Genomic DNA, 24,801 nt, shown 5'->3' with positions numbered 1-24,801 from the left:
CCCATATTGATAACTTATAACTCCTAACTTTTAATTAATTTTGCAAAAACTTTGAATCGCCTCAATCAATTGGTCGATTTCCGATTCTAAAGTAAAGTAATGGACGCTAGCGCGTATACAGCTAGGATCGGCAATTGTCCGAGTTAATATCCTTTGTAAGTCTAAAAATTGCACCAACTTCAAATGAGCTTGGGGCTGATTATTTGCAAGTTGAAAAGAGACTATACCGCTTTCAGGTGGGGAAGTTCGCAAACATTTAACATCGGGAAACGCCACTAACCGCCGCCAGAGGTACTCACTGTTGTGGCAAATTTGCTCGTAACGTTCCTGTGAGGTTCCCCATTGCTGATGGATTGCGATCGCCTCCCGTAACCCAACATACAACGGATAAGCTAATGTAGACACTTCGTATCGTCGCCCATCTGGAAGCCAATCTACAGGCTGAGATTGACTATCCACAACAATGCCATTCAAGCCAATAAATGTAGGTTTCAGGCTTTCTCGTGCTTCTGGTCGGACATACAAACCACCTGCACCCGCAGGGCCACATAACCATTTGTGACCAGTGAATGCATAAAAATCTACTCCCAATTCAGTCAGGTTTAAAGGCAACAAACCAGCAGATTGGGCAGCATCTATCAATAATAAAGAATGATTATTTCTGCATACCTTGGCAATTTTATCAAGAGGTAAAACTTGACCAGTATTCCAGAAAACATGACTCAATATCACAAGACGGGTATTAGGGCGCAAGTGCTGGGCAATAACTTTTACGGGGTCGCCCTGATTTAAAGTCGCCTTGAGAGGACAGGTAGTAACTTCCACAGCGAATCTCCGCGCGATTTCCTGGGCTGTGGCAATTACACCTGGATGTTCGCAGTCCGAGAGTAGCATATGGTCGCCAGCCTGCCACTCAATGCCCCACATGGCGATATTACAGCCAACAGTGACATTCTGGGTGAGGGTAATTGTTTGACTTGGTGCATGTAACTCCGAAGCGATCGCTTCTCTTGCAGCTTGAGTCTGTGGCGCTATCCAGCCATACGCCTCATTGCCAAAGGGGCCTATGTGCTGAACATAAGCTTGAGTTTCGGTCATAGCATCCATTGCCCTTTGGGGCATCGGCCCTTGTCCCCCATAATTGAAATAAGTCTTATTCCCTAAAGCGGGAAATTGCTCTCGATGGCTATGCAACCTGGTTTGTCCGACAAAAGTACTGGTCATACCAATTTTAGATTTTAGGTTTTGGACTTTCCTGCGGAACGCTACGCGTAGCTTGCTTCCACGTTCGCGAAGCGTTCCGTAGGAAAGTGGTACGGCTACGCTCAGTCGAACGATTTTGGATTAGTTAAAAGTCATTAATCATTGATCATTAGTTTTTCATCTCCCTCATCTCTCTCGTCTCCCCCACTCCATTATTAATTGTCTGAGTTACTCCCAGAGTGTGCTAATTCTTGTTAACTTAAAAGGATGCTAATTAATGCTGAACTCCTACTGCAATACCAACGTTGTAAGCGCCGGCCTTTTCTAGATATCCACGGTGACAAAAGTCAGCGCGATGATGCCAATGAGTTGCTGCAAAAACTTCAACAGGACAAAATCGCCCATCAGCTGAGTTTTCTAGCACATCTGACTTATCACCAACCAGATTATCCATACGGAAACTGGGAAAGGGGAGAGGCGGCAACTTTGGAATTGATGCAGCGTGGGGTGGACTATATTTATAAAGGAGTACTGTTAGCAACTTATTCTGAAGGATACACCTTACTGAGTCGTCCAAATTTACTTGTCAAACAGCCAGGACAGTCCCGTTTTGGAGACTGGATGTACGTCCCGGCTAGTATTGAACTGAGTAAGCGCCCTAAGCAAGAATATCAAGTTGTCGCTGCGTTTCATGCCCAAGTGTTGGCAAAAGTGCAGGGAGTTATACCAGAAATAGCTTGGCTTTTATTGCGGCGAACCAATAATAGAAGTTATGCGGTGGATCTTTTCAAATGGATACCACGGATGCAGCAGATTCTGGAGGAGTTTATTCAAGTTTTAGAGTTACCGAATCCGCCAGAGGTGTTTATTTCTCGGCAAAAGTGCAATCTTTGCCATTGGTATAGTCAATGTTATGCTGTTGCTCAATCTGAAAAACATCTCTCATTGTTACCAGGCGTAACACCGATTCGCTACACTCAACTCCAAGCTTTAGCCATCACAACACTGGAATCTCTAGCCAACACTAGTCCCACTAACCTAGAAAACCTGCTTGGTTTTGATAGCGAAGTAGCGCCCAAGTTGGTAGTGCAAGCTCAATCTGCACTGGAAAGACGACCCTTAATCTTACCCTATCCGCTACCAATAAAAGATATTACATTTACAGCACCCATAGAGATTTATTTTGATATTGAGGCCCAGCCAGACTTAGATTTAAATTATCTTTTGGGGGTTTTGGTTGTTGATAGACTTGCAAACACAGAACAGTTTTATTCGTTTTTAGCAGATAAACCAGAAGACGAAGAATTAATTTGGCAGCAATTTTTGGATTTGGTTTGGCAATATCCTGAAGCGCCAATTTATCATTTTTGTGTCTACGAGTTTGATACAGTCAAACGGTTGGCAAAGCTTTACAACACTCCCTACGCCTCAGTGCGTCCTGTACTGAATCGATTTGTCGATATATATGAACAATTAACCCAAAGTGTAGCATTGCCTGTAGAAAGTTATGCCCTGAAAGCGATCGCTCGTTGGTTAGGATTTGAGTGGCGGGAAAAAGAAGCTAGTGGTGCTAAATGTATTTACTGGTATGATCAGTGGTTAGAAACAGGCGATCGCACCTTACTAGAAATTATCCAACGCTACAACGAAGATGATTGCCGCGCTACCCGTAAAGTCAAAGATTGGCTTGTCAACTTTTTCCAGGATGAATATGGTTTACGACTAGCTTAAGTAATTTCGGATTTTATAAAGGTTTTCAATTGATTGGAATACATGTTATTTGTAGCGGCGCACAGATGTGCAGCCCTAACGCATGTTGCATCCTTCAGCTTGAGATATTATTTGTAATTTTCACACTTTCACAAAATTTTTATATGCAGCTAATTAAAAAACTCTTCACAATCCCACGAATTATTTACTTATTTATCACGATTACAATTATCATTTTTTTATTCACAAATTTATTTACAAATGCTGTTGAAGTTAGTAGTATAGAGTTTATTGGGGAAGCCACTTTACCGAAAGGTTTAATCTTTAAAAAAACTGAAGTTGGAGGTTTATCTGGAATTACCTATAACGCGAAAAACAACCTTTATTATGCTATTTCTGATGACCGTGGACAAAAAGCTAATGCCCGTTTATATACCTTGAAAATCGACTTAAGCAAAGGTTCCCTACAAAAGGGTGAAGTTATTCCTGTTAGTGTTATCACATTATTAAATGAAAATGGTCAAACATTTCCCCCTGGTGAAAGTGATACAGAAGGTATTGCATTAACGAATAAAGCATCTGTATTTATTTCTTCTGAAGGCAATGCTGGAAAATTAATTAATCCTTTTATCAAAGAGTTCTCACTATCTTCTGGTAGAGAAATTGCAACACTTCCCATACCAAACAAATTTTTGCCAGATAAAAGTAGTAAAAAAGGTATCCGCAACAATTTGGCTTTTGAAAGCCTCACCATCACACCCGATAAAAAGTATCTATTCACAGCCACCGAAAATGCTCTAATTCAAGATGGTGTCGCAGCTAAACCTAACATTGGTAGTCCTTGCCGCATTTTGCAATACAACTTGCTCAACAACCAGCCAGAAAAGGAATTTATTTACCAAACTGAACCAGTTTCACCATTTTTGAATCTGATTGGCAAGTTCACTAGTGGATTACCTGATTTACTTGCTCTCGATAATCAAGGACACTTCCTAAGTTTAGAAAGGTCTTTTACTGGTTTAGGATTTGCTATTTTCCTGTTTCAGGTTTCTTTAGAAGGATCTGATGATATTCATAAGATAGATAGCCTTTTAGCAGTTGACTCTAAAAATATTAAACCAGTTCAGAAAAAACTACTGTTAGATTTGAGAAAGCTAGATGTATTGTTAGACAACATCGAAGGCTTAACTCTTGGCCCAAAACTACCCGATGGTCAGCAATCATTAATTCTCGTCAGTGACAACAATTTCAACTCCCTGCAACGCACCCAGATACTAGCGTTTAAAATAAAAATTGAAACACCATTAATCAGATTATTACGCCGTTTAGTCCCAAATCTTAATCATTAGCTGTATAGAGATGAAGGTGCGATCGCGCTTTTGCTGCTATTTACTTGTTTGAAGCTTATTCCTGTGTATTCACGGTATTTACTAGGCAACTTTATTTAACTGATTTGTAGTTTACGTGTAATTTCTCAACCGGATTCATTAATAAATATGTTATACAATATTTAGGAAATTTTGCAGATAGATTAACCATGATTACAGTATATAATTAATTCTCCCAAATTTTGGTAATTTTGAGATTTAAATTTAATAATTAGCTAGACTTATTTAATTATTTTGCCAACAATATTTTTCATAAATGATTTTTATGTCAGAAAATAAAATAGAGAATATGGTAGGGCAAAAAGCAGAGTTAGATGATTACATTGGACAATTTTTAAATAATCGCTATTTAATCAGAGATTTAATTGGCAAAGGGGGAATGGGTAGAGTTTATTTGGCAGAAGATACTGCTAAAGGTGGTATACCGATCGCAGTCAAAATTTTATCGCTCAGTTTGGTAAACCAGCAAATGTCCCAACGCTTTGCCAGAGAGATTTTTATTGGCGCTCAATTGGGTCGCAAAAGTAAACACATTGTTCGGATCTTAAGTTATGGGGTTACTGAAGATAAAATTCCCTTTTATGTAATGGAATACCTCCAAGGGAAAAATCTTAAACAAATTCTCAAAATTCAGCCTTTAACAATATCGAAGTTTTTGGAAATTTGTAATCAAATTTGTTTAGGTTTACAATGTGCCCACCAAGGTATCAGCCTCAAAGGAGAGATTTTTCCTATTGTTCACAGGGATATAAAACCAGAAAATATATTCATTAGTGAAGATAGTAAAGAAGGAGAAATTGTTAAAATACTAGATTTTGGTATTGCCAAGTTTTTAACAGAGCGAAGTGGGATGACCCTGACAGATTCTTTTATTGGCAGTTTGCCTTACTGTTCTCCAGAACATATGGAAGGGCGTAAATTGTTAGATGTCCGCTCTGATATTTACAGTTTGGGAGTACTAATGTTTGAAATGCTGACAGGAAAGCATCCATTTCAGACAAAAAGTAACTCCTTTGGTACTTGGTATCAAGCACATCGTTTTCAAATTCCACCTACAGTTGAGGAAGTGAATCCGCAAGTTAAAATCCCGCAGGTGTTAGAAAAAATATTGATGAGTTGTTTAGCTAAAGAAGTAAGCGATCGCCCTCAAAATATCAACCAAATATTAGAAAGTTTAGAAAAGGTTAATCTTCAGCTTAATGATGTTATTCCTAGCAATAGCAATGACAATATTAAACTATCGTCACCAGTACAAGTAGTACCTGCAACATTGTTATCAGAAAAAGAGTGTTTGCAGAAAAATTGGCCTAAAAATAAACCAATTGCGCCAATTGGATTTCCCCATTTACTACATACTACTCAAAGACTTATCCCAACTTTTTGGGCAATGTTACCTAAACAAGAGATGACAAACTTTTTGGATAAAATACATGGCACTGAATTTATTAGTCAAATGAATGTATATCCGATGCTATTATGGGTTACAGTCCTATATAATGCCGAACCTTCTCTAACTAAGTGGCTACCTTGTTTCTTAGATTTGAAAGAAAATACAGGGCAGAAGATAGCGCGTAGTTTAGCAGAAGTAGGTTACTATCATTTATTATTTTTTGCCCTAGAAGATCCAAACCTTTGCTCTCATGTAACGACTTTAAGCCTCACGGCTAACCAGCGCCAGCAACTTGTAGATTGCTTAGATATGAATCAACAGTCAAATGAAATAATTTTGCCTAATCAAGCCAAAAATATTTTAAAAACCGAGTATGAAAAACTGAAATTAGATATTTTACGAAAGTTAGCCGTAGATCAAAAATCTGAAAAAAAAGGTTCAAAAAAATGGATGGCTAAATTTTTGGAGATTTTTTTAAAACTTTTATCACGTCCTTGAAAGTCTGCTAACAAAATCAAAATGCTTACCGCCATTACTTAATGATATTCTTATGTGTGTATTGCTAACTTTAAATAAACTCAACAGAGGTGATTAAAGTGAATCAAAGCCCATTTACATCTCCAAGTAGTACGGGCTTGCTTGCCAATCGTTATCAACTCAAGCAATTAATTGGCAGCGGTGGCATGGGTGAAGTTTTTTTAGCAAATGATATTTTGTTAGGAGGTATACCAGTTGCTATCAAGTTTTTGACTCAAACTGTTGTCGATACAAACATGCAACAAGACTTTGCTCGTGAAGCTTTAATGAGTGCAGCTTTGAGTCAAAAGAGCATACATATAGTGCGGGCATATGATTATGGTGTGAATGATAAAAAAAAACCATACTACGTTATGGAATATCTATGTGGCAAGAGTTTAAAGGATTTAATTCCGCTGCCTCTGCCCATGTTTTTGACTCTCTGCTGCCAAATTTGTTTAGGCTTGCAGTGCGCCCATCAAGGCATTAACATTGATGGCAAAATTTGTCCATTGGTTCATAGAGATATCAAGCCTGCCAATATATTAGTTATTCCCGATCCAATATTGGGTCAGCTAGTTAAAATTCTCGATTTTGGTATTGCTAAATTTTTAAATTCTACATCAAAAACTAGTACAATTAGGGGATTTAATGGCACTTTACCTTATTGTTCTCCAGAACAGCTAGATGGGGAAAAATTAGATAGTCGTTCTGATATTTATAGCCTGGGTGTGATGATGTTTGAAATGCTCACAGGCAAAAAACCTTGGCAACCAGAAACTGATTACTTTGGTGCTTGGTATAAAGCCCATCACTTTGAACAACCCAAAGCGATCGCAGATGTTAAACCTACTCTTAAATTACCTCATAATCTAAATAGTTTAATTATGGCTTGTCTTGCTAAAAAAGCAAGCGATCGCCCACAAAATATCGCTGAAATTTTGCAATTTTTAACCAGTTTAGAACAGTCAAATTGTTACAGTGTTCCTATAACTATAACCTCTAGTTCTATCCTTAGCCGTTCCTTAAATTCTAAATTATCAATCACAGTTGAACAAAACTGTAAGCAACTTTTATGGCCTGAAAATAAACCAATTCAAGAAATTGTTTTTCCCCGAATTATAGACACTGTACAAGGATCTATGACAACACTATGGTTGATGTTGTCTAAACAAGAAACCAAAAACTATGCCCTTTCTACTCGTTACAACCAGTTTATCTTCATCACATCCCCTCACCCAATGCTATTGTGGGTGACTGTACTCTACAATCGGCAATTAGTTCCTAAGTGGCTACCGTGCTATTTAGATATGCAAAATCCCCAAAATTGTAGACTAGTAAGTTTCCTAGCTGAAAATGAATGCTACCCTTTGATTTTCTTTACCTTAGAAGCACCACATTCCTGCACCAGCGTTCTCAGCAGTCGCATCGAGCCAACTGGGCGGCAAATGTTGAAAACTTGGGTGGAACAAAGTCAGAGTCTACCACCCGCTTCTCAACCCCAGTTGAGTAAACAGATATTAAAGCAGCAGTATAAACAAGTGCAATCCCGGATATTGCAGCATCTAGAATCAGAACCAAAGGTTGTATTATAGGGTCTATGTTAACGAAAAATTTCCCCTAAAGAGCCATCGCCGCTGAGGAGACAGGCAAAAATAATTCCCAACTTCCCCAAACACTTGACAATTACAAAAAAAATAGCGATAATAGCAAAGTTGCCAAACAAGGGACTGTAGTTCAATTGGTTAGAGCACCGCCCTGTCACGGCGGAAGTTGCGGGTTCGAGCCCCGTCAGTCCCGTTTAAAGTTATTAGTAGTGAGTTACGGTTCGCCCTTAGGGCGAGTTCAGCTGCGCGGAAAGTGATACTCCCACTTTTCACTGAGTCATGAGTAAGATAGGAATTTGGGCATTGCTTATTTGGCTACTTCTGAGTCTGCATTTGCTTGACCCAGGATTCAGGGTTTAAATATAAGCTACATTTATCAAGCTTTGCGAAAGAGAGAATCAACTGTGACTGTTAGAGTCCGTATTGCGCCAAGTCCAACCGGAAATTTACATATTGGTACAGCTAGAACGGCTGTATTTAACTGGTTATTTGCCCGCCACCAAGGCGGGAAATTCATCTTGCGAATAGAAGACACAGATTTAGAGCGATCGCGTCCCGAATACACCGAGAATATTCTTGAAGGGCTGCGCTGGCTGGGACTGAACTGGGATGAAGGGCCATTTTTTCAATCTCAACGTCTGGATCTTTATAAAGAAGCAGTACAAAAACTGCTAGATCAAGGATTAGCCTATCGCTGCTACACCACCGCTGAAGAACTAGAGGCGCTAAGAGAAGCCCAAAAAGCTAGAGGTGAAGCTCCTCGTTATGACAACCGTCACCGCAATCTCACGCCAGAACAACGCGCCGCATTTGAAGCAGAAGGTCGCTCCTCTGTGATTCGCTTCAAAATCGAAGATGGGCAGGAAATTGGCTGGAATGACCTAGTAAGGGGAAAGATGTCTTGGCGAGGTAGCGATTTAGGTGGTGATATGGTCATCGCCCGCGCCTCAGAAGAGGGTAGCGGTCAACCTTTATACAACTTTGCAGTTGTAGTGGATGATATCGATATCCAAATCACCCATGTTATCCGGGGAGAAGACCACATCGCCAACACCGCCAAGCAAATTTTACTGTATGAAGCAATGGGTGCAAAAATCCCAGAGTTTGCTCACACGCCGCTGATTTTGAACATGGAAGGGCGCAAGCTTTCTAAGCGAGATGGTGTCACTTCCATTTCTGACTTTCAGCAAATGGGCTTTACTGCTGAAGGCTTGGTGAATTACATGACATTGCTGGGTTGGTCGCCACCAGACTCGACACAAGAAATATTTACTTTAGATGCAGCAGCCAAGGAGTTTGGCTTTGAGCGTGTAAATAAAGCAGGTGCAAAGTTTGACTGGGACAAGCTAGATTGGTTGAACAGTCAGTATATCCACAAGACACCAGTAGATAAACTCACAGATTTACTCATACCTTATTGGCAAGCCGCTGGGTATAAATTTGATGGTGGAAGAGAACGCCCTTGGTTAGAACAGCTTGTAACTTTAATTAGCCAAAGTTTGACTCGTTTAGTAGATGCAGTAGCTCAGAGCCAACTATTTTTTAGCGACACAGTTGAATTTAGCGACGAAGCCAGTACACAACTGAAGCAAGAAGGTTCTACTGCTGTGCTTGAGGCAATTGTCATAGCTTTGGAAAATCAGCCGCAACTATCGGAAGCCGCCGCCCAGGACATTATTAAACAAGTGGTGAAAGAGCAAAAACTCAAAAAAGGTTTGGTAATGCGATCGCTCCGAGCAGCCTTAACTGGAGATGTTCATGGCCCCGATCTGATCCAATCTTGGTTACTACTAAATCAGATTGGTTTAGATAAGTCGCGCTTGAGTCGGGCAATCATAGAAGCTGATTAGCGATTACTCCAGATTTTAGAAATATTTTAGATTTTAGGGGCGCACAAACGTGCGCCCCTATCCATAAGGTAGAGCAACTATAGGAACAAGAAATCATTGACTAATTACTAATGAATTATTCCCAATTTCAAATCTAAAATAGGTAGTCAATTCTCCTCAGGTTGGGAACTTGGTGTGTAAAATTCATGTCTTCAAAAACACTTAGAAGCGAACGTAATTACAATGCCGACTAAAGCGCTCAATAGAGGGATGAGATTATCGTTCATGATAGTTATGCTATTCATCATATCGACAGTTAATGCTGTGACTGATGCTCAGGAAGCGCCAACGATATTTGGAGATGTCACCATTGGTCCCCAGTTTTCGCCAGACCCCCTGACAGTTCGCGGGATGAGTGGTGGTTCAATTTCTGGGAGTCAAGTAGCTGGCAGAAGTGAAACAGCTACTGGCCCTTGTACCGGATTTGTTGATGAAACACCAGACCACACATTAGTGCTAACAAGTAAATTTGACTACCTGAAGCTGCAAGTGCAAAGTCCTGAAGACACCACCATGATTATCAAGGGACCCGGTGGTACTTGGTGCAATGACGATTTTGATGGCAAAAATGCCGGCATTGTTGGTGAATGGTTGGTTGGAAGTTATCAAATTTGGATTGGTTCCTACCAAAATGACAAGTATCTCCCTTACACTCTACAAATTACAGAAGTTAAGTAAGTAAGGGGTTTGATTGAAGAGACACAAAGACGCGAGAAAATTTTTTGGCGTCTCTCCCTTGTTTGCGCTCCCTTTTCTCGTGCGATATTGTATTAAAATTAAGTTAACTTTGATTAAGATTCTTGTTGGCATCGCCATAATGCCCTAATTGCCTTATGGCAGTGCATGTAAGAGATCAAATTAAACAAAATGGATTTATAAACATCCGTTTAACAGCTTAAAGTGGCAGAGTGATGAACATTTGGTTGCTAAGGCTGATGAATTGTATAGGTATCTAGAGGCAAATTAACATGAAATTCTCTTGGAAAGTCCTAGCACTCTGGACATTACCGGCTCTGGTAATTGGCTTTTTCTTCTGGCAAGGGACTTTTGCAGGTGCTCCTGCCGACATGAGTAAGAATACAGCCAACACCCGTATGACTTATGGTCGCTTTCTAGAATACTTGGACGGCGATCGCGTCAGCAGTGTGGATCTGTACGAAGGCGGTAGAACAGCAATTATAGAAGCCCGCGATCCAGACATCGAAAATCGTGTCCAAAGGTGGCGGGTAGATTTGCCTGTTAACGCTCCTGAGTTAATCAGCAAGCTCAAAGAAAAAGCCATTAGTTTTGATGCTCACCCCATGCGGAATGATGGTGCAATTTGGGGATTGTTGGGCAATCTCCTGTTTCCAGTTTTATTGATTACTGGGCTGTTCTTTTTGTTCCGGCGTTCTAGCAACCTCCCTGGTGGGCCAGGTCAAGCGATGAACTTCGGCAAATCCAAAGCGCGTTTCCAAATGGAGGCAAAAACTGGGGTCAAATTTGACGACGTAGCCGGGATCGAAGAAGCTAAGGAAGAACTGCAAGAAGTCGTCACCTTCCTCAAACAGCCAGAAAGATTTACTGCTGTAGGCGCACGGATTCCCAAGGGAGTATTGTTAGTTGGGCCTCCTGGAACTGGTAAAACTTTACTAGCAAAAGCGATCGCTGGTGAAGCAGGCGTACCTTTCTTCAGCATTTCCGGTTCGGAATTCGTGGAAATGTTCGTTGGCGTAGGTGCATCCCGCGTCCGCGATTTGTTCAAGAAAGCCAAAGATAATGCCCCTTGTATTATCTTTATCGATGAAATCGACGCCGTTGGACGCCAACGGGGTGCTGGTATCGGTGGCGGTAACGACGAGAGAGAGCAAACCCTCAACCAATTGCTCACCGAAATGGATGGGTTTGAAGGTAATACAGGCATCATTATTATTGCTGCCACCAACCGTCCCGACGTACTAGACTCAGCCTTGTTGCGTCCCGGTCGGTTTGACCGACAAGTAACAGTCGATGCACCTGATATCAAAGGGCGTTTGGAAATCTTGCAAGTCCATGCGCGAAACAAGAAACTAGACACTAGCGTATCTTTGGATGCGATCGCTCGTCGTACTCCTGGATTCACTGGTGCTGACTTAGCCAACTTACTCAATGAAGCGGCAATTCTCACCGCTAGAAGACGCAAAGAAGCGATCACCCTCCGCGAAATTGATGATGCTGTGGATCGGGTAGTCGCTGGGATGGAAGGTACTCCCTTGGTGGACAGCAAGAGCAAACGTTTAATTGCCTACCACGAAATTGGACACGCCTTAGTCGGGACTTTGTTAAAAGACCATGACCCAGTACAGAAAGTCACCCTGATTCCACGGGGACAAGCACAGGGTTTAACTTGGTTTACTCCCGACGAAGAACAGGGATTAATTTCTCGTTCTCAGTTGAGAGCCAGGATTACTGGTGCTTTGGGTGGTCGCGCCGCTGAAGAGGTGATTTTCGGCCCTGCTGAAATCACAACTGGTGCAGGTGGAGACTTACAACAGTTGTCGGGAATGGCACGGCAGATGGTAACCCGTTTCGGGATGTCCGACTTAGGGCCGTTATCCTTGGAAAGCCAGCAAGGAGAAGTGTTCTTGGGTCGTGACTGGACAACCCGATCTGAGTATTCCGAATCTATCGCCTCTCGCATTGATGGACAAGTCCGGGCGATCGTGGAAGAATGCTATGAAAATGCGAAGAAGATTGTGCGTGACAATCGCACTGTCACCGATCGCTTAGTCGATTTGCTCATCGAAAAAGAAACCATTGACGGCGAAGAATTCCGCCAGATTGTGGCTGAGTACGCTGAAGTTCCTGAGAAGCAGCAGTACGTGCCACAACTCTAATAGTTGACTGTTTTCTGGGCTAATACCTGGAAATCAGCAAAGAAGCACAAAATCGAATGAGGATGCTATGTGGCATCCTCATTTTTTAGCTCTACCGTAAATTTTAGGCAAAAAATCATTATGTAGCAATTTGTGGTAAAACAATTAGAGCCTTCAAAAGCAATAAGCTTAAACAAATGACAATACTGCCGCAATGTAACTATTCACATCTGAAGCAGGAACTAGATAGATTTTTGCGTCAACCATTTCAAAAAACTTTCTGGGGAATTGTTTGTTTAATAGTTTTGTTTAGTGCTGGTTTTGTATCTGTGAACGCAGTACAACCATTACGTAAGCCTTCACTGTGGCAAGTTTATCAGCACTCACTCAAGTCAGCAAAATATGTTGACTTGACTCATGCGATCGCTCCGACAATTCCTGTATGGTCAGGTTTTGGTCCATCCAAGTTTGCGCCTACCATCAACCCAAAAACGAGTGAGCCATACACTTACCAAAAGGATGGATTTGAAGCAACTCATTACGATTTATCCACCGATCAGCTAGGAACCCAACTAGATCCACCTGCTCACTGGAATCCTAACTATCCAGCTATCGATGAGTTGCCAGCCACCTTTGCTGTTCGACCTCTAGTAGTAATTTCGATCCAGGGTAAAGTCGCCAAAGACCCCAATTACCACCTAAGTGTCAAAGATATTCAGGATTGGGAACGTCAGCATGGTAGGATTCCACAAGGCTCAATTGTGTTTGTTCGCTCTGACTGGTCTAAAGAATGGCCAAACCCCGAACTAGCTACAAGAACTAAGTTTCCTGGGGTAAAGCTAGAAGCTTTGCAGTTTCTGCACCTTGAGCGCAAAATTCTTTTCCACGGACACGAACCCCTCGATACAGACAGCACCCCAACATTTGAAGGAGAAGCTTGGCTGTTAAAAAATGGATATACCCAAGCAGAGGGTGTTGCAAATCTAGATCAGGTGCCAGAAACAGGCGCATTGATCACTATTGGGTATCCCAAATTCAAAGGTGGTTTGGGAGGTTATGCACGTTACATTGCTATCTGTCCGCCAGATTGGAAATACGGCGTATCAGTAGGTCAAATTCCGGAATCTCCCCTGCAAAAAGCAGATAAACCCCTGCACTGGGATACAAAATTGGGTGTACGGGTACGGTAAGATGAAGCAATTCAGTTATTGCTTCCTCTTTACGAGACGCTGAACGCGAACATTTGAATGATTAGCGATCGCTTGAAAGCTGACTGCTTTTGATGTACGATGTCTGCAACGCTCGAATGCGAACAGCGTGTTGCAGACAAGACTCGAAGAGAGCTTCTCTACAAGACCAAGGCGAACGCTATCGGTGACGCAACTACCAATTAAACTACTTTATTTAATGCTGTCTTTTAAACCCTTTGATTTCCGATAAAAATCTGAAACTGGCAACATGGCTATTGTATATAAACATGTACCCATTTTTATTTGCAGTAAATGAATAGCAAAGCTAAACTATTAATTCTTACTACCGTAACTCTTGCTCTTTCATCTGTGACTGTTGGAACAGTCATAGCACAGACAAAACTGACAAATCAATCGAAATTATTCATCAATGGTGTCGGTCAAGTTCGAGTTGGCATGAGTGTCTCCCAAGCGGCAAAAGCTGCTGGTACTAAGCTAATTGGCGATTCACCGAATAACAGTTGCTACTACGTTAAGCCACAAAACGAACCCAAAAATCTTTTGTTCATGGTTACAAAAGGTCGCATATCTAGAGTAGATGTGCGGCAAAATACCCAGATTACTACCCTCAAAGGTGCAAAAATTGGCGACACCGAAGCGCAAATTAAGTCTCTCTACCCAGGACAAATTAAAGTCACACCTCATAAATACGTCCAAGGCGGACACTACTTGACATTTATCCCGAAAGACAGTGCTAACCAGAACTATCGTGTGGTATTCGAGACTGACGGTAAGCGTGTCACTCAGTTTCGGTCAGGTAAATTGCCGGAAGTCGAATATGTTGAGGGTTGTTCTTGAGCTGAGATATTATCAAACTCACTTCCTGAGCTTCCACAATTTGCGTAGCTTGCCGCCGTAGGCATTGCTGCACTTTACTCCTTAGATAATACTATGCAGTTAAGCGTGATTGAGGGGTAATACAATGCCGTACAGCGCCTTTAATCTTAGCAAAGTAAAAACCGACTTTAAATTAATCTTTGTTGAAAATCAAGATTTATTTGGGGATGTACAGGCAGTTTCTCCTAGTGAATATCTAAATTTGATTTTCTCTGAGCATCTACCATTGGTAACAGCAATAAATACAGAAAAAGCTCGGTCTGAACTGGTTATTATGCCTGTTTTAATTGAAGTTAAACGTTTTTTTAAATCCCAAATTAGCGTGTTTTCTGGTTCAGAGTTTAATGTAGATGCTTCTAAAGGATTAGAAGGACGCTGTGATTTTATTCTCAGTTGTTCACCAGAACAATACGATATTACCAGCCCTGTTGTAACTATTGTAGAAGCTAAAAATGAGAGTATTAAATCTGGTTTAGGACAATGTATTGCCACAATGATTGCATCTCAATTGTTTAATCAGCAACAAGGAAATATTATTAATGAAATTTATGGTGTAGTCACAACAGGAACAGATTGGAAATTTCTCAAACTTTGTAACAATACCATCTTTATCGATAAGAACGATTACTTTATTAAAGAAATAGACAAAATCTTAGGAATTCTGACAACGACTCTGATGGCTTGTCCGCAATTTTAGTTTGGGAATGGTTCGTACCATCCCCATTTTTTATCTTTCCACTTCATCTACTGCCTTGGGAACTCCCGCAGTTAACACCTCATGTCCCCCAGGTGTAACTAACACATCATCCTCAATCCGAATACCAATGCCAACCCATCGAGGATCAGTCTCTGGTTGGTCTTCTGCTAGTTTGGTATCTGGCACAATATATAGTCCCGGTTCTACTGTCAAAATTTGACCTGGTTGCAAAATCTGCGGTTTATCTTCACCGTGCTGGTAAACACCCACATCATGGACATCCAGACCTAACCAATGACTGGTGCGATGCATATAATATGGCTTATATTTCTCTTCTTCAATTAACTTATCAATTTCACCTTTGAGGATGCCAAGTTCGACTAAACCTTCCGTAAGGACCCGTACAGCTGTATCGTGAACTAATTTGAAAGGATTACCTGGTTGCACTTGGGCGATCGCTTGTTTTTGCGCCTCCAAGACAATCTCATACAATGTCTTTTGTTCTGCTGTAAATTTACCCCCCACAGGAAATGTCCGGGTAATATCAGAGTTGTAATAGCCATAGGCACAACCGGCATCAATTAGCAGTAATTCTCCATCCTGCATTTGACGATTATTCTCAATGTAGTGTAGTACGCAAGCATTCACGCCAGAAGCCACAATCGAAGGATAAGCCGGACCTAACCCACCCCGCACTCGAAAGATTCGTTCCATCTCCCCCTGAATTTCATACTCATAACGTCCCGGTGCAGCGATTTCTTGGGCGTAATTGTGTGCAACAGTTGCGATCGCAGCTGCTTGACGCATTAATTCCAACTCAGCTTCGCTTTTGATCAATCTCATGCTGTTGAGAACAGGGCCAGTATCTTCAATGGCAATCGGTCCTGTACCACGTTTAGAATAAGTTCGCAGTAAACTTTGGTAATGTCCCAGGATTTTGTCATTAAAATTGCGATCGCGTCCTAAGTGATAGTAAATGCGATCGGCTTTTTCCAAATACTGCGGTAACTTTTCATCTAACTCGCTAATCGGGTACGCTTCATCAGCACCATAAATTTCCTTGGCTGCATCTACCCCACAAAGATAACCAGTCCATACTTCCTTTTCACGATCCTTCGGTTGGACAAACAGCACAAACCGATGTTCTGAATGATGCGGCGCTAACACTGCAACTGCCTGTGGTTCGTTAAAACCAGTCAGGTAGAAGAAATCACTGTCTTGGCGATAAACATACTCGACATCGTTGTGCATCACTGCCATTGGCGCACTCCGAAAAATAGCAGTGCCATTACCAATTTTTGCCATTAACTGTTCGCGACGCTGCCGATATTCTGCTTGCATAGCTGATGTATGTATTAACTTATTGTGTTATTTTACACTTTTGGCAACTAGCGGATGCACAGTTGATGCTTCTCGGTAGTTGCTAATCTAAGTTATTCTAGCCAATATTTGTTTCAACTCAAGTCATAAATTATTGGTGAATAATCAATTATATCAATAGCAGTAAATACTTCTGAAACAAAATAACTATTTAGATGCGCTCCTGACTCTGCAAATTTTAGGTGTAATAATTCCTCATTGTAAGATTTTTATATATTAGTATGTAACCACTATTTGATGTAACTGTTAGTCATTTACATATCAGTGTATGTTTTAGCCAAATATTTAAAATGTCAAAACAAGTAGATAAAATAATCAGTTTTATCTGTAAATCATCATATACATAAAATACAAAAAATATTTTACAATTGCTTGTATGGAACTTGAAATTTTCATAATAATCGTTTAACATCAAGAGATATTTGTCTTTAAAGAATGACATGAGTCAATAAAAAATAGTTATAAAGAAATATTGAAAAGCTAATAAATGTTATTTGATTACAGAAAGAGATTGCCAAAAAAAGTTAAAAGAATATGACAACCAGTCATAAAAACACACCATGTTTGGAAGTAAAAACTCCTTAAGCTTGCCTATAAACCAATGGACATCAGATTCCTTCCGAAAATCACAAATCTTGGTATCCTCTTTTGATAAGATAAATACTCTAAATTCTGATTCAGTTTTTGGGATCAGGAGTTCTTCACAAGCACAAAAATCTGGGCTGTTGTCAGCAAATCCCAATCCTAACCCTTACTTAACCAGTGCGGCGATTGTTCCTGACTTTAACGGTGATGGCAAAACGGACAAACTTTGGGTCAATACTCAAACTGGTGAGATCACCGTTCGCCTGATGGATGGGACAAAAGTTCTCGAACAGGGTTCTTTAGGTAAATTCGACCTATCCGCTTATGATTACAAAATTGCTGACTTTAATGGTGATGGCAAAACCGACTTCTTATTACGCAATAAGACAACTGGTGAAAATGCCATTGTGCTGATGGATGGAACCAAAGTTGCTAATTCCGCTTCTCTAACTAGCGTTGACCCAGCGTGGACTCCTCAAATTGGCGATTTTAATGGCGATCGCAAAACTGATATCTTCTGGCATAACAATACAACCGGTGAGAACGCTATTTGGGAGATGGATGGTACAACAGTTCTGAATGCAACTGTTTTAGATAAAACAGACCCAGCACTAACTCCTACCATTGTTGATTTCGACGGTAATGGCAAGAGTGATATCTTCTGGCGCAATCCGACAACCGGCGCTAACACCGCTTGGTTTATGGATGGTACGCAAAAGAGTGAATTTGCGCTGCAATCACAAGACCCAGCCTGGACTCCAACCGTTGGCGATTTCAACGGTGATTTAAGCACTGACATTCTGTGGAGAAACGTTCAAACAGGTGAAAACAAGGTTTGGACGATGAATGGTATTTTAGTCACAGAGGGTGCTCTAAAGACACTTGACCCAGCCTGGACTTCTAAAATTGGCGATTTCAACGGTGATGGCAAGACCGACATCTTCTGGCACAATGGCACAACTGGTGAGAACACTGCTTGGTTGATGGATGGCACATCAGTTGCTACTGAAGCTTTCTTACCGACTAATAACGCGGCTTTGACACCATCCCTTGGCGACTTCAACGGCGATGGTAAGACCGACATCTACTGGCGTGATCAGACAGCAGGTGCAGACAAGATTTGGACTATAAATGAGACGACAGCGGTTGAGACTCCCATCAGTGATGCAGATAAGCTTACCCCAGAGTGGTATACGGTCTAAAAGCTAGAAACAGGAGTCATTCAATTTTGGATTTCGGATTTTAGATTTTTCGGCATTGCTGATTAGATATATGAATCTTGCTGTAGAGACGTTGCATTGCAACGTCTCTACAAAGGTTTAGAAATCACGCAAAATCAATTATTTTCTTACCTGAATTCAGCAATGCCGATTTTTCCTTCAATCCAAAATCCAAGTTGGGCTTCCAGTGCATCAGAGGTGCAACCCAAAATTTAAAATCGGCAGAGTTAGGGACTCCAGTATCATAGGTGGAGTTGAACAGAAAGTCTCTATCGGTGGCGGATTGACCATTTCTCTCGGCACTGAAGATGACTACTTCAAAGGGTTCGGGGGAGCAAGTGTTAATGGCAAGAAAGGTTTTGATACTCTGGATCTGAGCGCTTTCAATCGCTCCCAACTGCTGGTATCTGGTGTTATTTCTGGCAATACCGTTAATTCTGCTTCTTTCAGTTTCAACAGCAATGGAAACACCATTAGCTTGTCTACGACAGGCTTTGAGAAATTTATCTTTGCAGATAGCTCTTTGGACTACAGCACTCTGGCAAATGGGACATGAGTTTGTTCACAGTCATTGATTATTCTCCCTCATCCCTTGCTCCTCAAAACTTGTAACTCAAAACCTGAATCACGCTATTTTCCGGCAAATCTTTAGGATTAATGGAAATAGTATCTGTGTTGCTACGCCGTACTGTTATACCTTGCATCAAGGTGAGAAAATTATCAAGTGGCGAAATATCACACGAAGCAGCATCAGCCGCCTGTGTCCGGTAATGAGTGGGAATAATCAGCTTGGGATTTAACACTTGAACCGCCTGCTTTGCTTCCTCAGCATTGTAGGCTTTTGCACTGCCTCCCACAGGAATGAATGCCACATCGGGACGCCCCAGGAGGATTTTTTGCTCAATGGAAATGGGTGCAGCAGCTCCCCCTAAGTGTAGGATATTAATTCCGCCCTGCTTCCAACTCCAAGCAGTATTTGAGCCAAACTGCCTACCACCTTTACGATCATGGTCTATGGCAATTCCTTGGAACTTAATGCCTTTGAACTCGTAAACTCCTGGTTCGTAGATGAGTTTTGCATTTCCCGGTAGTACGTCCACAGCACCTTCATCCAGTAGTTGGCTGCTAATCAGTACCAAATCTGCTGCAACTTTTGGTGGACGATATCCAGCAGTACAGCCGATCGCCCGAAATGGATTGACAAGAATTTTTGCACCGCTACCAGTAAAAAGAAAGCAAGTATGACCTAACCACTGAACTGATAAACCGCTAGATTGTGCGTCAGCTTGAGATTCAGAACCCAAGGTAGTAACTAAAGCTGTGACCAACCCCGCCCCAGCATAGCCCATCAACTGTCGTCGTTTCATTAATTATGTTCTCGAATGCAACTGTTGGAGAAAATTTTGTAATAACTGTTTTCCTGAAGATGTCAGGACACTTTCTGGGTGAAACTGGACGCCCTGAATGTGAGGATAGTTCCGGTGTCGCACTCCCATAATGGTGTTATCTTCAACCCAAGCGGTGATTTCTAACACATCTGGGCAAGTCTCACGTTCGATTACCAAACTATGATACCTGGTGGCGGTTAGAGGATTTTCTAATCCCCGGAAAACCCCCACCCCAGTGTGAGACACCTGAGAGGTTTTGCCATGCATCAACTCTGGAGCAGAAATTATTTTACCACCGAATACTTGACCAATGCTTTGATGTCCCAAACAGACACCCAAAATTGGCAATTCTTGACCTAGCTGTTTAATCAATTCTAAAGAAATGCCAGCATCTTCCGGGCGACCAGGCCCAGGAGAAATAACCACAGCTTCCGGCTTTAATGCCTGAATCTCATCTATGGATATTTTGTCGTTACGAAAAACTTTAATATCATCTGCAACTGGGAATTGTGCTGCCAATTCTCCTAGATACTGCACCAAATTATATGTAAAACTGTCGTAATTGTCGATAACTATAATCAAAGCTCATCACTCCTGGTTTTTACCACTCATCAGTTCCAAAAAGCATAGACAAATATCTCATGCTATTTGTTCGGTAGGTGTAAAAATAACGTTGACGTGGACGCGTAGATTATGAAGCGGCTACTCTACGACAAGCCACTTCCTAAAGATTATCAAGTAACTCTTTAGCTAGGATGCTTGGCACAATCGCATTACTTAAATTTAAAATTGCTGATAATGTGTTCTCCAAAGGGGATTAGACAGAGCGTGATAGTGTTACCGACTCACTTGGCGATGCCTGCGGTAAATGCTCGCCTACGCAAATCACATCTACAAAGCCGATATAATTAACTTTACTAGAGGCGGGAGCAAGAGCGTACCAGCTACCAGCACCGCTACCAAAGCAGAGACAAGGACTGCACCAGCCGCACAATCTTTAGCAATTTTTGCCAAATCATGGTATGTCTGCTTAACGGTTAAGTCCACAAGAGACTCGATCGCTGTATTCAGTAACTCTAATGCCAAAACTAAACCACTAGTTATACCAATTACCGCTATTTCTACCGCTTGCAGATGCAAAAAAACGCTTAAAGCGATCGCCATTGCACAAACACTTACGTGGATGCGAAAATTCCGTTGAGTTTGAAAACTATAGCTGATTCCAGCCCAGGCATATTTAAAACTAACAAATAAATTAGAGGCTACTTTCCAGGAGAATTCCCGTTCATTAGATACCAGTGTTTGTAACGAGGTGGGCGTTGGTGATGGAGAAATTTTTTGGGACATAGACTTAAAAACAGAAGAACAGAGTTACTACAGTGGGAATATTTGCTAATCTTAATGGCGCAATTAACTTTGAAGCAATCTTTAGGCAATTTTCCACAGAGGTATTATAAGAGTATTACCCAAAATTAATATTAAAGAATACATAAATTGCTGCTATTCAATGTTAACAGCAATACCTATTGCGTTCAGCAATCTCACTTGCTGTTCTAACATTCGCCCCAAACTTTCTTCATCAGGATGATCCCAACCCAACAGGTGCAATAACCCGTGAGCAGCTAACCAGGCTAGCTCAGTTGGTAAGCTATGTTCTTGCTGTTGAGCTTGGAATTGTGCTGTATCTACAGACACAATAATATCACCTAAGTATAATGGTACAGAGGCAAGCATTTCTTCACTTTGAGGAAAATCTACCTCCAAAGCAGCAAAGGCTAAAACGTCTGTGGGCTTATTTTGTTGTCGATACTGGGCATTCAGTTCTTGAATTTGCGAGTCATCTGTCAAACGCAGCCCGATTTCATAACTTGGCGCTGGCGGAATATGAGGGTGAAGTATTTCTAACCAGCGATTAAACCAATTTTCCCAAGTTTCAGAAGGAATTCGGGGATCAGTGTCCTCAATTTTTACAGATGTTGTCGGGGACAAATCGTAAAAATACTCCTCCACATATAGTTCAACGCTCAGGGGCACACACTCTCCTAGTCTGAGGTTACGGTTTGTCATTAATGAGTTAGGTAAGCAAGACCAATAAGCACAGCTAAAAGCCCTACGGCAGTCAACGCAAAATGCTTCAGGGAAGTTCCCCCCTTCCGCACCATGTTTCGCATGGCGAGTTTTACGTAGCTAGGTTGAGGTTCTGTTGAAGGAGAGTTGCTCATAGTTATTTGTCCACAGACTCTTTTATAACTGTAACAGTTGGTCTGGCATAGAATTGCGATCGCCTGTATATTGCTAAGGGATTTCTGTGAAAAAGCACCAATGATATGGGGTGCTATGCGACCCATTGGTGTCAATTTCAAGTAAAACCCTTTTTAAACCTTCTTTCTAGCCTCTGGCTAGAAATGCCCCTCTTGCGGTGCCGCTAGTCTTGAGGCGGCAGCCCCCTATTAAATATTAAGAAGTCAGAGACTTCTTTAAAAGCTGGTTCTAGACTGGCTTTCACGTTAAATTGACACCAATGTATGCGATGTCTACGACGGGCTACGCCTACGCGCTCATCTCAAATACGAGAAAATAAATTATAGGTACTAAATAATAGTAAAAAACTTATCTAGTACCTATTGCTAATCCCCAATTATGCGGGAGTGTTTTCTACTAGTTTATTTTCTTGGCGCAGATAAGCTTGGATGAATGTATCAAGTTCACCATTCATCACATCGCCAATCCCGGTTGTTTCTGTATTTGTACGCAAATCTTTCACCATCTGGTAAGGGTGAAACACATAGTTTCGGATTTGGTTTCCCCAGGAGGCTTCCACCATATCACCACGAATTTCAGCAATTTCTTGGGCACGTTGCTCCTTGGCTATGACCAACAGCTTTGCTTTGAGGCGATTTAGGGCTTTCTCTTTATTTTGCAGTTGCGATCGTTCTTCTGTACAACGAACCGCAAGACCAGTGGGAAGGTGAACAATCCGCACTGCAGTTTCTACTTTGTTGACGTTCTGCCCACCTTTCCCACCAGAGCGAGTTGTGGTGATTTCCAAATCCTTGTCTGGAATATCTAACTGCACAGAGTTATCTATCTGCGGCATCACTTCCACCCCTGCAAAACTGGTTTGTCGCTTGCCATTGGCATTAAAAGGTGAAATCCGCACTAAGCGATGTGTACCCATCTCCGATCGCAAGTAACCATAGGCATAGCGACCAGTAATTTCTAGGGTTGCCGATTTAATTCCTGCTTCATCACCCTCCGACTCTTCAGCTAAAGTTACCTTATAGCCGTGAGCTTCGGCCCAACGGGTGTACATTCGCATCAGCATAAATGCCCAGTCTTGAGCATCTGTGCCACCAGCACCAGCATTAATCGTCAGTACAGCACCTTCAGCATCATAGGGGCCAGAAAGTAACTGTTGTAACTCCCACTGATCCAGGTCACGATTGAGTTTAGTGATGGTAGATTCCGCTTCTTCGAGTAGTGCCTCATCGGTTTCCAACTCTAATAACTCAACAACTGCCTTAGTATCTTCTAGACTGGCTTGCCACTGATCGTATTGCTGGAGGTGGGCTTTTAAGTCGTTGAGTTCTTGCAGCGTTTGTTGGGCTTGGGTTTGGTCATTCCAAAATTCTGGTTGAGCAGATATTTTTTCGAGGTCTTGAATTTTGGCTGTCAGTGCAGGTACGTCAAAGATAGTGCTGGGTTTTACCCAGGCGGCCAGACAACGTTTCGATTTCGCGTTTGAGTTCTAAGACTTCCATAGTGCTTGCTGTAATGATAGATAGAGCGCTTTAGACTGGGAAATTGCTCTTTATTATCTTTATCTTTCTTAATTTTAGCTGTAGTTGGGCAAATTCTCTTTGCACTACTTGGATAAGTTACAAAAATTACTTGAAATTATCAAGCGCTTCTTTTGTCACTGAAGTGGTTTGATTTGGCTGTTGCAGATAGGCTTTGATAAACAAATCAATTTTACCGTTTAAGACCTCATGTCGTAGCAGGTGTTTCTACATTGGTACGTAAATCTTTCACCTCGGTGTAAGGATGGAAGATATATTTACGGATGAGTTTGCTGGATAGTAATTTTATCAACCGAGGTTGAATTTCGTCAAGCTGGACACCTTGGGCTAGTGCCGCAGCTACGCCCGTCGTAGACATCGTCAACAGTTTACTCTTGAGAATAGCTAAAGCTTTCTCTTTGTTTTGCATTCGACTGGCTCTTGGTCGCAAAATACACTAATCCCAGTCGGAATGTGAACCACCTGTACCCATGTTTCTGGGCGGTTAACATTCCCCCGATGGCGACGCCAAGTAATTTCTAAATCCTTCTGTGCAATTCCCACTTAACGCAATACGCTTGGGTTAAGAATTTCTTCCTTCTCTTTGCGTCCTTCTCTGCGAGACGCTGCGCGTTGGCGCAAGCCTCTCGTAGAGAAGGCGGTTCGTTAAAAAAATTGACTTGAAGAAAGAGTTTTAGCCTTAACCCAAGCGTATTGCCACTTAACGGACTCACTCAATATTGGGATAACTTCCACACTAGCTAAACTCGTCCGCAAGCTGTTAGTAACATCGAAGGGCGATATCTGCTGTAGTTGATGTGTGCCTGTTTCTGATTTGAGGTAGCCGTATGCACAACATGCTCTAATTTCTAAGGTTGCATACTTAATTCCGACCTCATTCCCCTCAGAAATCTCTACTAGATGCAATTGGTAATTGTGACTTTTTGCCCAACGACAGTACATTTGTAGCAACATATATGCCCAGTATTGAGCATCTACACCATCAACCTCAGCCGTAATTGCTAAGAATGCTCCCTTTGTGTCGCAGGGGTCGGACAATAACTGTCGTATTTTTGCTGTTTCAAGTTCTTGTTGGAGTTGGGTAAGGTTGGTTTGCGCCTCTAGTAG

At 41.6% G+C, this 24,801-nt stretch carries 21 protein-coding genes, 1 tRNA gene and 1 pseudogene; 13 read left to right on the top strand and 10 right to left on the bottom strand.

Annotation, left to right across the window (positions count from 1 at the left end):
• Nucleotides 1-30: 30 nt before the first annotated feature.
• Nucleotides 31-1,224 (bottom strand): aminotransferase class V-fold PLP-dependent enzyme, encoded by a 1,194-nt coding sequence (locus V7L29_RS02650; RefSeq protein ID WP_334734437.1) that lies wholly within the window; start codon nt 1,222-1,224, stop codon nt 31-33.
• A gap of 246 nt (nt 1,225-1,470) precedes the next feature.
• Between V7L29_RS02650 and V7L29_RS02645 the strand changes: the two genes are divergently transcribed.
• From V7L29_RS02645 to V7L29_RS02595, 11 genes are all read left to right on the top strand, one after another.
• Nucleotides 1,471-2,934, top strand: coding sequence for a TM0106 family RecB-like putative nuclease (locus V7L29_RS02645; protein ID WP_334734436.1), 1,464 nt, complete (start codon nt 1,471-1,473; stop codon nt 2,932-2,934).
• Between the two features lie 143 nt (nt 2,935-3,077).
• Nucleotides 3,078-4,262 (top strand): esterase-like activity of phytase family protein, encoded by a 1,185-nt coding sequence (locus V7L29_RS02640; RefSeq protein ID WP_334734435.1) that lies wholly within the window; start codon nt 3,078-3,080, stop codon nt 4,260-4,262.
• 304 nt (nt 4,263-4,566) lie between these two features.
• On the top strand, nt 4,567-6,189 hold the full coding sequence (locus V7L29_RS02635) for a serine/threonine protein kinase (protein WP_334691319.1): 1,623 nt from the start codon (nt 4,567-4,569) through the stop codon (nt 6,187-6,189).
• A gap of 98 nt (nt 6,190-6,287) precedes the next feature.
• Complete coding sequence (locus V7L29_RS02630) at nt 6,288-7,802, top strand: serine/threonine protein kinase (RefSeq protein ID WP_334734434.1); 1,515 nt, start codon at nt 6,288-6,290, stop codon at nt 7,800-7,802.
• 131 nt (nt 7,803-7,933) lie between these two features.
• A tRNA-Asp gene (locus V7L29_RS02625) sits at nt 7,934-8,007 on the top strand.
• A 211-nt stretch (nt 8,008-8,218) separates the two neighbouring features.
• The gene (gene gltX, locus V7L29_RS02620) at nt 8,219-9,664 is read left to right on the top strand and encodes a glutamate--tRNA ligase (protein ID WP_334734433.1); all 1,446 of its coding nucleotides are present in this window, start codon (nt 8,219-8,221) and stop codon (nt 9,662-9,664) included.
• A gap of 222 nt (nt 9,665-9,886) precedes the next feature.
• Nucleotides 9,887-10,381 (top strand): hypothetical protein, encoded by a 495-nt coding sequence (locus V7L29_RS02615; protein WP_334691322.1) that lies wholly within the window; start codon nt 9,887-9,889, stop codon nt 10,379-10,381.
• A 290-nt stretch (nt 10,382-10,671) separates the two neighbouring features.
• The gene (gene ftsH2 / locus V7L29_RS02610) at nt 10,672-12,558 is read left to right on the top strand and encodes an ATP-dependent zinc metalloprotease FtsH2 (protein ID WP_334734432.1); all 1,887 of its coding nucleotides are present in this window, start codon (nt 10,672-10,674) and stop codon (nt 12,556-12,558) included.
• Nucleotides 12,559-12,734: 176 nt separating this feature from the next.
• Complete coding sequence (locus tag V7L29_RS02605; protein WP_334734431.1) at nt 12,735-13,727, top strand: cyclase family protein; 993 nt, start codon at nt 12,735-12,737, stop codon at nt 13,725-13,727.
• Nucleotides 13,728-14,039: 312 nt separating this feature from the next.
• On the top strand, nt 14,040-14,585 hold the full coding sequence (locus V7L29_RS02600; RefSeq protein ID WP_334691330.1) for a hypothetical protein: 546 nt from the start codon (nt 14,040-14,042) through the stop codon (nt 14,583-14,585).
• Between the two features lie 124 nt (nt 14,586-14,709).
• Complete coding sequence (locus V7L29_RS02595) at nt 14,710-15,321, top strand: hypothetical protein (protein WP_334734430.1); 612 nt, start codon at nt 14,710-14,712, stop codon at nt 15,319-15,321.
• A 30-nt stretch (nt 15,322-15,351) separates the two neighbouring features.
• On the opposite strand, the gene V7L29_RS02590 is transcribed toward V7L29_RS02595, so the two are convergent.
• Nucleotides 15,352-16,662 (bottom strand): aminopeptidase P N-terminal domain-containing protein, encoded by a 1,311-nt coding sequence (locus V7L29_RS02590; protein WP_334734429.1) that lies wholly within the window; start codon nt 16,660-16,662, stop codon nt 15,352-15,354.
• Nucleotides 16,663-17,261: 599 nt separating this feature from the next.
• On the opposite strand from V7L29_RS02590, the gene V7L29_RS02585 reads away from it, so the two are divergent.
• Both V7L29_RS02585 and V7L29_RS02580 read left to right on the top strand, forming a co-directional pair.
• The gene (locus V7L29_RS02585) at nt 17,262-18,488 is read left to right on the top strand and encodes an FG-GAP repeat domain-containing protein (protein WP_334691334.1); all 1,227 of its coding nucleotides are present in this window, start codon (nt 17,262-17,264) and stop codon (nt 18,486-18,488) included.
• Nucleotides 18,489-18,789: 301 nt separating this feature from the next.
• Entirely contained in the window at nt 18,790-19,062 is a 273-nt protein-coding gene (locus V7L29_RS02580) for a hypothetical protein (protein WP_334734428.1), read from the top strand.
• 43 nt (nt 19,063-19,105) lie between these two features.
• Here the strand turns inward: V7L29_RS02580 and V7L29_RS02575 are convergent, their stop codons facing one another.
• The 8 genes and pseudogenes from V7L29_RS02575 to V7L29_RS02540 all read right to left on the bottom strand — a co-directional run.
• Complete coding sequence (locus V7L29_RS02575; RefSeq protein WP_334691336.1) at nt 19,106-19,873, bottom strand: MBL fold metallo-hydrolase; 768 nt, start codon at nt 19,871-19,873, stop codon at nt 19,106-19,108.
• 3 nt (nt 19,874-19,876) lie between these two features.
• Nucleotides 19,877-20,476 carry an anthranilate synthase component II gene (locus V7L29_RS02570; RefSeq protein WP_334734427.1) on the bottom strand — a complete coding sequence of 200 codons (600 nt, stop codon included), beginning with the start codon at nt 20,474-20,476 and terminating at the stop codon, nt 19,877-19,879.
• A 309-nt stretch (nt 20,477-20,785) separates the two neighbouring features.
• A complete protein-coding gene (locus V7L29_RS02565; protein WP_334691338.1) occupies nt 20,786-21,241 on the bottom strand; it encodes a diacylglycerol kinase family protein in 456 nt (151 codons plus the stop codon).
• A 153-nt stretch (nt 21,242-21,394) separates the two neighbouring features.
• Complete coding sequence (gene ybeY, locus V7L29_RS02560) at nt 21,395-21,922, bottom strand: rRNA maturation RNase YbeY (RefSeq protein ID WP_334691357.1); 528 nt, start codon at nt 21,920-21,922, stop codon at nt 21,395-21,397.
• Nucleotides 21,923-21,960: 38 nt separating this feature from the next.
• A complete protein-coding gene (locus tag V7L29_RS02555) occupies nt 21,961-22,116 on the bottom strand; it encodes a DUF3285 domain-containing protein (RefSeq protein ID WP_334691358.1) in 156 nt (51 codons plus the stop codon).
• Between the two features lie 416 nt (nt 22,117-22,532).
• Nucleotides 22,533-23,655 (bottom strand): peptide chain release factor 2 gene (prfB, locus tag V7L29_RS02550; RefSeq protein ID WP_334734426.1). Its coding sequence is split into 2 segments (ribosomal slippage): nt 22,533-23,582 and nt 23,584-23,655, totalling 1,122 coding nucleotides; the frame shifts between segments, so codons are not numbered across the junction.
• Between the two features lie 226 nt (nt 23,656-23,881).
• A complete protein-coding gene (locus tag V7L29_RS02545; RefSeq protein ID WP_334734425.1) occupies nt 23,882-24,103 on the bottom strand; it encodes a peptide chain release factor family protein in 222 nt (73 codons plus the stop codon).
• Between the two features lie 236 nt (nt 24,104-24,339).
• Nucleotides 24,340-24,780: pseudogene (locus V7L29_RS02540) on the bottom strand (PCRF domain-containing protein); the annotation flags it as partial.
• Nucleotides 24,781-24,801: the final 21 nt, after the last annotated feature.

Source organism: Nostoc sp., from assembly GCF_036916575.1.
Lineage (GTDB): Bacteria > Cyanobacteriota > Cyanobacteriia > Cyanobacteriales > Nostocaceae > Nostoc.
Note: the sequence above shows the minus strand (reverse complement) of the source record. Positions and strands in the feature narration are given on the sequence as shown.

What these genes read in the sequence shown, in the direction of transcription:
- V7L29_RS02555 (WP_334691358.1), bottom strand. Translation starts at nt 22,116, where the DNA reads ATGAGCAACTCTCCTTCAACAGAACCTCAACCTAGCTACGTAAAACTC.
- ftsH2 (WP_334734432.1), top strand. Translation starts at nt 10,672, where the DNA reads ATGAAATTCTCTTGGAAAGTCCTAGCACTCTGGACATTACCGGCTCTG.
- V7L29_RS02600 (WP_334691330.1), top strand. Translation starts at nt 14,040, where the DNA reads ATGAATAGCAAAGCTAAACTATTAATTCTTACTACCGTAACTCTTGCT.
- V7L29_RS02575 (WP_334691336.1), bottom strand. Translation starts at nt 19,873, where the DNA reads ATGAAACGACGACAGTTGATGGGCTATGCTGGGGCGGGGTTGGTCACA.
- V7L29_RS02595 (WP_334734430.1), top strand. Translation starts at nt 14,710, where the DNA reads ATGCCGTACAGCGCCTTTAATCTTAGCAAAGTAAAAACCGACTTTAAA.
- V7L29_RS02640 (WP_334734435.1), top strand. Translation starts at nt 3,078, where the DNA reads ATGCAGCTAATTAAAAAACTCTTCACAATCCCACGAATTATTTACTTA.
- V7L29_RS02650 (WP_334734437.1), bottom strand. Translation starts at nt 1,224, where the DNA reads ATGACCAGTACTTTTGTCGGACAAACCAGGTTGCATAGCCATCGAGAG.
- V7L29_RS02615 (WP_334691322.1), top strand. Translation starts at nt 9,887, where the DNA reads ATGCCGACTAAAGCGCTCAATAGAGGGATGAGATTATCGTTCATGATA.
- V7L29_RS02605 (WP_334734431.1), top strand. Translation starts at nt 12,735, where the DNA reads ATGACAATACTGCCGCAATGTAACTATTCACATCTGAAGCAGGAACTA.
- V7L29_RS02565 (WP_334691338.1), bottom strand. Translation starts at nt 21,241, where the DNA reads ATGTCCCAAAAAATTTCTCCATCACCAACGCCCACCTCGTTACAAACA.
- V7L29_RS02585 (WP_334691334.1), top strand. Translation starts at nt 17,262, where the DNA reads ATGTTTGGAAGTAAAAACTCCTTAAGCTTGCCTATAAACCAATGGACA.
- V7L29_RS02645 (WP_334734436.1), top strand. Translation starts at nt 1,471, where the DNA reads ATGCTAATTAATGCTGAACTCCTACTGCAATACCAACGTTGTAAGCGC.
- V7L29_RS02635 (WP_334691319.1), top strand. Translation starts at nt 4,567, where the DNA reads ATGTCAGAAAATAAAATAGAGAATATGGTAGGGCAAAAAGCAGAGTTA.
- V7L29_RS02590 (WP_334734429.1), bottom strand. Translation starts at nt 16,662, where the DNA reads ATGCAAGCAGAATATCGGCAGCGTCGCGAACAGTTAATGGCAAAAATT.
- V7L29_RS02545 (WP_334734425.1), bottom strand. Translation starts at nt 24,103, where the DNA reads ATGCAAAACAAAGAGAAAGCTTTAGCTATTCTCAAGAGTAAACTGTTG.